The sequence below is a fragment of the Actinophytocola sp. genome (assembly GCF_036002505.1).
Lineage (GTDB): Bacteria > Actinomycetota > Actinomycetes > Mycobacteriales > Pseudonocardiaceae > DASYTH01.
Genome location: NZ_DASYTH010000149.1, coordinates 1 through 9,131 on the forward strand (window position 1 = coordinate 1; position 9,131 = coordinate 9,131).

The window sequence follows — 9,131 nt, forward strand, 5'->3', positions numbered from 1 at the left end:
CTACAACACCAGCGGCTCGGCCCAGGGCCTGCGGGTCAACTGGGGCAACTCGTCCTTCACCTACTCGCTGCCGGCCCGCACCGCGGCCACCTTCACCTGGTCCGGCACCCCCGGCTCCGGCGGCGGTTCCCGCACCGGCCAGCTCACCGGCCTCGCCGGGAAGTGCGCCGACGTGGCCGGCGCCAACTCCGCCAACGGAACCGCCGTCCAACTGTGGGACTGCAACGGTACGAACGCTCAGCAGTGGACGGTCGGCACCGACGGCGCGATCCGCGCGCTCGGCAAGTGCCTGGACGTCACGTCCGGCTCCACCGCGAACGGCGCCAAGATCCAGTTGTGGGACTGCAACGGAACCGGTGCGCAGCAATGGAACGTGACCGCGGCCCGGGACATCGTCAACCCCGCCGCGAACAAGTGCCTCGATGTCACCGACCACCTGGGGGTGAAAGGCGATGAAGGGACCCTTCGGGACGCTGAACGCCCTGAAGGGTCCCTTCATCGCCCTAGGCGCCGCGGACCCGGCGGATGGTGTCGCGATACCAGTGGGCGCTGTGCTTCGGGATGCGGCGCTGCGTCTCGTAGTCCACCCGGATGAGCCCGAACCGCTTGTCGTAGCCATAGGACCATTCGAAGTTGTCCATGAAGGACCAGACGAAGTAGCCGCGGACGTCGGCGCCGGCCTGCCTGGCGCGCGCCACCGCGGCAATGTGGGCGGCCAGGTACGCGGCCCGGTCGTCGTCCCGGACGAAACCGGTTTCGTCGGGCTCGTCCTTGAACGCGGCGCCGTTTTCGGTGATGACCAACGGGATTCCGGGGTAGTCGCGGCCGATGCGGGCCAGCAGCTCGGTGAACCCGTCCGGCGTGATCTCCCAGTCCATGGCGGTGACCGGGCGGCCATAGCGGACGTCGAGCTCGACCGGGACGCCGTCCGCGTCCACCGTGCGACCAGTACTGTCCACACCGGACACCAGGGTACTGAAGTAGTAGTTGATGCCGAGCGAGTCGAACGGCGTGGAGATCACCGCCAGGTCCCCGTCCTGCACCGGCACCCGCACCCCGCGGACCTCCAGGTCCTCGATCACGTCTGCTGGATAAGCACCGTGTACCAACGGATCCAGGTAGATGCGCAGGCCGAGGCCGTCGGCCCGGCGGGCGGCCTCGACGTCGGCGGGGCTGCCGGTGGCGGGGGAGACGCTGCTGGTGTTCAACGTGATCCCCAGCTGCACCGGGTTCGCGGCGGCCGCGCGCATCCGTTGCACCGCAAGGCCATGGCCGAGGAGCAGGTGGTGCACGGCGTGGATGGCGGCGCCGAAGTCCCGCCGGCCGGGGGCCTGCACGCCGCGGTAGTAGCCGAGCATGGCGGTGCAGAGCGGTTCGTTCAGGGTGGTCCAGGCGTGCACCCGGTCGGACAGGGCGTCGAAGACGAGCATGGCGTAGTCGGCGAACCGGTAGGCGGTGTCGCGGACCGGCCAGCCGCCGGCGTCCTCGAGCTCCTGCGGGAGATCCCAGTGGTAGAGCGTGACCCACGGGTCGATGCCGCGGCCGAGCAGCTCGTCGACCATCCGGTCGTAGAAGGCCAGGCCGGCCGGGTTCACGCCGCCGCGGCCGCCGGGTTGGACTCGGGGCCAGGCAACGGAGAACCGGTAGGCGTCGATGCCGAGGTCCTGCATCAGGGCGACGTCGTCCGGCATCCGGTGGTAGTGGTCGCAGGCGACGTCGCCGATGTCGCCGCCGTCGATCGCGCCGGGCACCCGGCAGTAGGTGTCCCAGATGGACCGTCCGCGGCCGTCCTCGTGCACGGCGCCCTCGATCTGGTAGGCCGACGTCGCCACCCCCCACCGGAAGGACGGGGGCAGGCTCGCGATGAGCTCGTCCACCCCGGCCGGTGCTGCTGTCGTTTCCAAGATCGGCTCCTCCTGTTGGTGATTCAGTTCTCGTGCAGCCAGCACGCCACCGACCGGCCCTCGGACGGGGCCGTCAGAGCGGGCGACGTCACGCCGCACGGGTCGAAGGCACGCGGGCAGCGCGGGTGGAACGCGCAGCCGGTGGGCATGGCCCGCAGGTCGGGCGGTGAGCCGGGGATGCCGGTGAGCTCGCGGCGCGGGCCGTGCAGGGCCGGGAACGAGCCGAGCAGGCCAGCGGTGTACGGGTGCAGGGCGTCGCGGTAGAGCGTGGCGGCCGGTGCGGCCTCGACGATCCGCCCGCCGTACATGATCGCGATCCGGTCGGAGAACTCCACCAGCAGCGACAGGTCGTGCGTGATGAACAGCACGGAGAACCCGATCCGCTCGCGCAACGCCACGAGCTGCGCCAGGATCTGCCGCTGCATCACCACGTCCAGCGCGGTGGTCGGCTCGTCCATGATCACCACGCGGGGCTCCAGCGCCAGCGCCATCGCGATCATCACCCGTTGCCGCATGCCGCCGGAGAGCTGGTGCGGGTAGGCGTCCAGCCGGTCGGCCGTGATGCCGACCAGCTCCAGCAGCTCGCGGGCCCGCGCCCGCCGCCCGGTCGCGGTGCTGCCCGGCTCGTGCGCGGCGATCACGTCGGTCAGCTGGGCGGCCACGGTGTGCACCGGGTTGAGCGAGTTCATCGCGCCCTGGAACACGATCGCCACCTCGGCCCAGCGTAGTAGCCGTAACTCGGCCGGAGAGACGGTGAGCACGTCGACCGGCCCGCCGTCCACCGGGTGGTAGACCACCGAGCCGCCGCGAATCACCCCGGGCGGCGACAGCAGCCGGAGCATCGCATAGGCCAAAGTGGACTTTCCGCTGCCGCTTTCCCCGGCCAGACCAAGCACCTCGCCGCGGTTCAAAGTCAGGTCGACCGCCCGGACCGCACGTACGGACTCCGCCCCCACCCCGTAATCGACAGTCAGCCCGCGGATCTCCAGTACCGGCGTCATTCCGGCACCACCGGGGTGAGGCCGACCCGCGCACCGGGCACGGAGACGCTGCGCAGCCGGGGGTTGACGAACTCGTCGATGCCGAAGTTCAGCAGCGCCAACCCGGTGCCGAGCACCGCGATGGCGAGTCCGGCCGGGACGAACCACCACCACGCGCCCTGGGCGAGCGCCTGCTGGCTCTGCGCCCAGAACAGGATTGTGCCCCAGTTCCAGTCGGACACCCCGGAGACGCCGATGAACGCCAGCGCGATCTCGGCCAGCACCGCGAAGATCACCGTGTCCACGAACCGGGCGGCGATCACCGCGGTCAGGTTGGGCAGCAGCTCGAAGCCGAGGATCCGCCAGGTCGGCTCGCCGGTGGCCCGGGCCGCCTCGACGTAGTCCCGGCGGCGCAGCGACAGCGTCTGCGCGCGCAGCACCCGGGCGCTCCACGGCCACGCGGTCGCGCCGATCACCAGCGCGATGGTCAGGTCGTCGGCGTCACCCAGGATCGACGCGATGATGATCACCAGCAGCAGCACCGGGATGACCAGGAACACGTTGGCCAGCGCGGAAAGGATCTCCCCGACGACGCCGGTGAGGTAGCCGGACGTCACCCCGAACAGCACGGCGAGAACCGTGGCGACGATCCCCGCCACCAGCCCGACGAGCATGACGCTGCGGGTCCCCACCAGCACCTGGCTCAGGATGTCCTGCCCGAGGTGGGTAGTACCAAACCAGTGCCGAGCGGACGGGCCGGCCACCAGCTCGTCCCCGCGCGCCGACGGGTCATACGGCGCGACCCACGGCCCGATGACCGCGAACAGCACATAAGCACCCAGAATGCAGAGCCCCGTCAACGCCTTACCGTTGGCCAGGAAACGAAATCGCCGGCGCCCCCGACCCGGCGGGGCGACCGGATCGGCCACGACCGGTGTGATGTCCACAGTGGGCAGTGCCACGATCTCAGCCCTCCTTCCGGGTACGCGGATCCAGCGCCACATACACCAGGTCGGCCAGCAGGTTCGCAGCGAGCACTGTCAAAGTGATCACCAGGAAGATGCCCTGCAGCAGCGGATAGTCCTTGGCGCCCACGGCCTGGAAGAGCTGGAACCCGACGCCCGGGTAGGAGAACACGATCTCCACCAGGAAGGTGCCGCCGACGATCAGCCCGAGTTGCAGCGCGAACCCGGAGACGTTGGGCAGCAGGGCGTTCCGTGCCGCGTAGCTCAGCATCACCCGGCGCTCCGAGAGCCCCTTGGCGTGCGCCACCGTGATGTAGTCCTCGGCGGCCACGGTCACCATCATGTTCCGCATCGAGATCACCCAGCCGGACATGGAGGTGACCAGGATCGTCGCGGCCGGCAGCAGCGTGTGCCGCACCGCGCTGCCGATGAACGCCCAGTCCCAGGACGGAACCACGCCCGGGTCGAACCCGCCGGACGCCGGGAAGAGCCCGCCCGGCCCGGCCAGCACCGCGATCGCGATCAGCCCGAGCCAGAAGTACGGGATCGAGGCGAGGAACGTGGTCACCGGCAGCAGCAGGTCCGCCCACGACCCGCGACGCCACCCGGCCAGCACACCCAACCCGGTGCCGAGCAGAAACGCCGCCACCGTGGTGAACCCGACCAGCGCCAGCGTCCACGGCAGGCTGTCCCCGATCACCTCGGCCACCGGCGTCGGAAAGAACGCGAACGACAGCCCCAGATCCCCGTGTAGCAGCCGCCCCAAATAGCCGAAATACTGCTCCCACACCGACGTCTGCTTATCCAGCCCGAACAAGATGTACAACGACGCAACCGCGTCGGTGTTCAACTGCCCCTGCGCACGGGCGATCAGCGACTGCACCGGATCCCCAGGCATCAGCCGCGGCAACGCGAAGTTGATCGTCACCGCCGCCCAAGCCGTGAACAGGTAGAACGCCAGCCGCCGCACCAGGAAGCTCACCGGACCACCCCCGCCACCCGAGCGTGTTGGCCCCCCACGTCGCTATGTTGGCCCGTCACGTCGCTATGTTGGCCGGCCACGTCGTTGTGTTGGTTCGCCACGGCGGCGCCCACGGCCAACACGCCGACATCAGGCGCCAACATAGCGACGCCAGCGGCCAACATAGCGACGTCAGGCGCCAACATGGGCGGGGTCATGGTGCGGCTCCGTAGAGCCAGCACGCCGCCCAGTGCCCTGGCGTGTCACCGATGTCGAAGCGGGGTGGGAGGTCTGTGCGGCACACGGCCATCGCATGCGGGCAACGCGGATGGAACCGGCAGCCGCTCGGAGGCGCGATCAGGCTGGGCGGCTCGCCCTCGACCGGGGAGGCCGGCTCGTGCGCAAGGCCGGGCGCGGACGAGATGAGCAGCCGGGTGTAAGGATGCGAGGCGCGCTGGGTGACCGTCTCGCTGTCGCCGCCCTCGATCACCCGGCCGGCGTACATCACCAGCATTTCGTCGGCGAAGTAGCGCGCTGAGGCGATGTCGTGGGTGATGTAGAGGATGGCCAGATTCAGCCGGTCTCGCAGCTTCCGCAACAGGTTCAGCACGCCGAGCCGGATCGAGACGTCCAGCATGGACACCGGCTCGTCGGCGAGCAGCACCTCCGGCCGCGCGGCGACCGCCCGGGCGATGGCCACCCGCTGGCGCTGCCCGCCGGACAGCTCGTGCGGGAACTTGTCCAGGAACCGCTCCGGCGGGGTGAGCTGCACCTGCTCCAGCAGTTCGGCCGCCTCGGCCGGAACCCGGCCATGCAGCCGCAGCGCGCGGGTGAGGTGGTACCGCACGGTGTGCGCCGGGTTGAGCGAGGCGAACGGGTCCTGGAAGATCATCTGTACCCGGCCGGTGTACGCCCGGAACCGCCGCCCGCCCCGCACGGTCGCCGGCTTCCCGTGCAGTACCAAGGTTCCGGCCGTTCGCGGATACAGCTGAGCGAGCAGCCGCGCCACCGTCGACTTGCCGGACCCGGACTCGCCAACCATCGCCGTGACCCGACCGCGATGCAGTTTCAGATCGACGTCATCGACCGCATGCACAGCCCGGCCCTTGCGGAAAACCTCGCGGACCCGGCGGCGGACCGGAAAGTGCTTGGTCAGGCCCGCCGCCTCGAGAACCGCTGTCATGCCGGCTGTGTTCTCCAACTCGGGAATGTTGGCCATCGTTTTGGGTCGCCTCGGCAGGTGGGTCACCGGACCACTCCTCGGGCAGACCTCGTCCCTCGGCCTACCCTCGTCGCGGTAGGCCAACTCCCTCGACCCGGCATTCGCAAGCTCATGCCGGACGAAGATGCAGGATGATGTCCAGCGCGTTGATCAGCGTCGGCTGCGCCGGCGCGTAAGGATTCTGCTCGTCCGGCCAGCCGACCCAGTTCTTCGTGCTGTACTCGCCGCCCGCGTTGGCCGCCGAGGTCACGATCACCGGCATCTCTTTGATCATGATCTGCTGCAACGTGTTGAGCGCGGCGGTGCGGGCTGCGTCATCGGCGGCGCCGGCGTACTGCTCGAGCGCCGCGGTGGCGGCCGCGTTCCGGTAGCGGCCCCAGTTCCCGTTCACGCCCGGGCTGCCCACCGGCTTGTACAGCGCACCGTCCATCATGGACTGGTAGATGTCGTACGGGGTCGCGCCGGAGTTCGTCCAGTGCATGGACGCCTCGAAGTTGCCCGCGTCGATGCCGGTGGTCCAGGCGTCCTCGTTGGCCTTGTCGATCTTCGCCTGGATACCGATCTTGGACAGGTTGTCCTTGATGATCTCGAGGTCGGTGATGTAGTCGGACCAGCCGGCCGGGTTGGACAGGGTGAAGGTCACCGGCTTGCCGGACGGGTCGGTCAGCGTGTTGCCGTCGAGCTTGAACCCGGCGCCGGTGAGCTCCTTCTTCGCCGCCTCCACGTCCACGCTGAACGTCTTGCCCTTGTGCTCGGCCGAGATGAACTTCTCCCCGGCCGGGGTCGGGATGCCGGTGACGCTGTCCACCTTGGGGTAGAAGTAGCCGGCCTCGCCCTGCTTGAAGATGTCGTCGCGGTTGATCACCATGGCCATCGCCCGGCGCAGCGCCGGGTTGTCCAGCGGGGCCTTGGTGGTGTTCACGAACAGGCCGTGGATGCCCAGCACCGCGGGGAACCAGAGCTTGTGGTGCGCGGGATCCTTGTCGATGTAGACGGCCTGGTAGTTCGGGATGAACACGAAGCTCCACTCGGCCGAGCCGTTGGCCAGCGCCGTGGTCTGCGCGTTGTTGTCGGTGTAGGAGGTGTACCGGATCTCCTTGACCTTGGGCAGGTCCTGCCAGTACTTGTCGCGCAGCACCACGGTGGTGGTCTGCGGGGTGAACGTCTTGAGCGTGTAGGGGCCGGTGCCGACCGGGTTCTTCACCGGGTCGGTGGCCGGGTCGGACATCTTCGACCAGAGGTGCTCCGGCACCACCACGATGTTGAGGATCTTGACCTGGTTCACGAACTGCGGCTTCGGGAAGGTCAGCGTGACCAGGTTCCCGCTCTGCGAGATGTCGCCGTACGGGATCGCGTCGATGTTGAGCGCCGGCGTCTTCTTCAGCAGCCCGAACGTGTAGGCCACGTCCTTCGCGCTCATCGGCTGGCCGTCGGACCAGGTCACGCCGTCGCGGATGGTCAGGGTGAGTGTGCGGTAGTCGGTGGACCATTCCCACTTGGTGGCCAGCCAGGGCTTTCCGGTCTCGGTCGGCTTCACCACGTTGGTCATCACCAGCGGCTCGTAGATCACCCGGCGGTAGCCGAGGGAACTGGCCGCGGACGAGGTGAGGAAGGGGTTGTGGTTCTCGGTCTGCGGCCCGTTGGGCATGCCGACGTTGAGCACGCCGGAGCTCGCGGCCGCCGAGGTCCCGCTCCCGCTGCCGCAGGCGGCGAGGCCGGTGACGGCTAACGCGGCCGAGACCGCCAGCGCGACGGAACGTGTGATCTTCATCGATGCCTCCGTCGAAGTCTTATTTTAAGTCTAAAATTTAGTCGTGAACGCTCACGGATGGAAGAGTTGAGCCTCATGCGTTCCCGACGAGCCACGGTCCGCGACCTGCGCCGGCGCAACCGGTCGGCGGTGCTGTCCACGCTGTTCTTCGACAGCCCGCTCAGCCGGCACGAGGTGGGCCAGCACACGGGGCTCTCCGCCGCCACGGTCAGCAACGTGACCGCGGAGATGCTCGAGGAGCGGCTGCTCGTGGAGGCCGGCTTCGTCGAGTCCGACGGCGGCCGGCCGCGGGTGCTGCTCCGGGTGGATCCGGCCTACCGTCGGGTGATCGGCGTCGACCTCGGCGAGACCGGGGTGACCGTCGAACTGTTCGACCTCGGCATGACCAGCTTGGCCATGCTCCACCAGCCCCTGGACGCGAACCACCCGGATCCGGCCGAGGTCGGCGCCGTGATCACGGCCGGAGTGCGCGACGTGCTGGACAAGGCCGGCGTCGCCGACGCCGAGGTGCTCGGCGTCGGCATCGGGGTGCCCGGCACGGTCGAGCAGGCGCACACCGTCCGGGTGCATGCGCCGACCATCGGCTGGGACGGCGTTCCGCTGCCCGACGTGCTCCGCGCCGCCGGCCTCACCCTGCCGCTGCTCGTCGAGAACGGCGCGAAGACGCTGGGGCAGGCGGAGATGTGGTTCGGCGCCGGCCGGGGCGCGCGGCACGCGGTGATTGCCCTGATCGGCTCCGGCGTCGGCGCCATGGTGGTGACCGACGGGACCACCTACCGCGGCTCCACCAGCAGCGCGGGGGAGTGGGGGCACACCACGCTGATCTACGGCGACCGCCCGTGCCGGTGTGGCTCGCGCGGCTGCCTCGAGGCCTACGTCGGCGCCGAAGGCATCCTCGACCGGTACCGCCGGGCACGCGGCGGCCGGGCGGTGCCGCGCCCGGACGAGCAGTCCCAGTTGGATTTCCTGCTCGAGGCCGCGGACCGCTCGCCGCAGGCTGCTCAAGTGCTCGAGGACACCGCCGGCTACCTCGGCGCCGGGATCGCGAACCTGATCAACCTGTTCAACCCGGAGCGCATCGTGCTCGGCGGCTGGGCCGGCATCGCGCTCGGCTCCCGCCTGCTGCCGGCGATCCGGGCCGCCGCCGCCGCGCACGCGCTGCACTACGCCTACGCCCAGACCTCGATCGAGCTGTGCACGCTCGGCCCGGACGCGGTCGCCGTGGGCGCCGCGACCCTGCCGGTGGCGGACCTCCTCCGGCAGGGCGCAGTGTAGTGCGATGAAGGGGGCCTTTCTCGCCGTGGGCGTGAGGAAGGCCCCCTTCATCG

8 protein-coding genes are annotated in these 9,131 nt (G+C 69.6%); 2 read left to right on the forward strand and 6 right to left on the reverse strand.

Translation table 11 applies throughout. The annotated features are described in order from the left end of the window. A partial coding sequence (locus tag VGR06_RS13200; RefSeq protein WP_327559336.1) for a ricin-type beta-trefoil lectin domain protein occupies positions 1 to 595 on the forward strand: 595 nt, incomplete at its 5' end. Here the strand turns inward: VGR06_RS13200 and VGR06_RS13205 are convergent. From VGR06_RS13205 to VGR06_RS13230, 6 genes are all read right to left on the reverse strand, one after another. Beyond that, the gene (locus VGR06_RS13205) at positions 504 to 1,907 is read right to left on the reverse strand and encodes a GH1 family beta-glucosidase (protein ID WP_327559343.1); all 1,404 of its coding nucleotides are present in this window, start codon (positions 1,905 to 1,907) and stop codon (positions 504 to 506) included. The genes VGR06_RS13200 and VGR06_RS13205 overlap by 92 nt on opposite strands. 20 nt (positions 1,908 to 1,927) lie before the next feature. After that, the gene (locus VGR06_RS13210) at positions 1,928 to 2,905 is read right to left on the reverse strand and encodes an ABC transporter ATP-binding protein (protein ID WP_327559337.1); all 978 of its coding nucleotides are present in this window, start codon (positions 2,903 to 2,905) and stop codon (positions 1,928 to 1,930) included. Beyond that, positions 2,902 to 3,846, reverse strand: a complete 945-nt coding sequence (locus VGR06_RS13215; RefSeq protein WP_327559338.1) for an ABC transporter permease — start codon at positions 3,844 to 3,846, stop codon at positions 2,902 to 2,904. Before VGR06_RS13215 ends, VGR06_RS13210 begins: the two co-directional genes overlap by 4 nt. Positions 3,847 to 3,850: 4 nt before the next feature. Next, complete coding sequence (locus VGR06_RS13220; RefSeq protein WP_327559339.1) at positions 3,851 to 4,831, reverse strand: ABC transporter permease; 981 nt, start codon at positions 4,829 to 4,831, stop codon at positions 3,851 to 3,853. 193 nt (positions 4,832 to 5,024) lie between these two features. Continuing rightward, positions 5,025 to 5,993 carry an ABC transporter ATP-binding protein gene (locus tag VGR06_RS13225; protein ID WP_327559340.1) on the reverse strand — a complete coding sequence of 323 codons (969 nt, stop codon included), beginning with the start codon at positions 5,991 to 5,993 and terminating at the stop codon, positions 5,025 to 5,027. Between the two features lie 148 nt (positions 5,994 to 6,141). Continuing rightward, positions 6,142 to 7,803, reverse strand: a complete 1,662-nt coding sequence (locus VGR06_RS13230; protein ID WP_327559341.1) for an ABC transporter substrate-binding protein — start codon at positions 7,801 to 7,803, stop codon at positions 6,142 to 6,144. A 75-nt stretch (positions 7,804 to 7,878) separates the two neighbouring features. On the opposite strand from VGR06_RS13230, the gene VGR06_RS13235 reads away from it, so the two are divergent. Further along, positions 7,879 to 9,078 (forward strand): ROK family transcriptional regulator, encoded by a 1,200-nt coding sequence (locus VGR06_RS13235; protein ID WP_327559342.1) that lies wholly within the window; start codon positions 7,879 to 7,881, stop codon positions 9,076 to 9,078. The last annotated feature ends 53 nt before the right edge of the window (positions 9,079 to 9,131 follow it).

Excerpts from the sequence above, each read along its gene's own strand:
- VGR06_RS13210 (WP_327559337.1), bottom strand. The coding sequence starts at position 2,905 with ATGACGCCGGTACTGGAGATCCGCGGGCTGACTGTCGATTACGGGGTG.
- VGR06_RS13225 (WP_327559340.1), bottom strand. The coding sequence starts at position 5,993 with ATGACAGCGGTTCTCGAGGCGGCGGGCCTGACCAAGCACTTTCCGGTC.
- VGR06_RS13230 (WP_327559341.1), bottom strand. The coding sequence starts at position 7,803 with ATGAAGATCACACGTTCCGTCGCGCTGGCGGTCTCGGCCGCGTTAGCC.
- VGR06_RS13235 (WP_327559342.1), top strand. The coding sequence starts at position 7,879 with ATGCGTTCCCGACGAGCCACGGTCCGCGACCTGCGCCGGCGCAACCGG.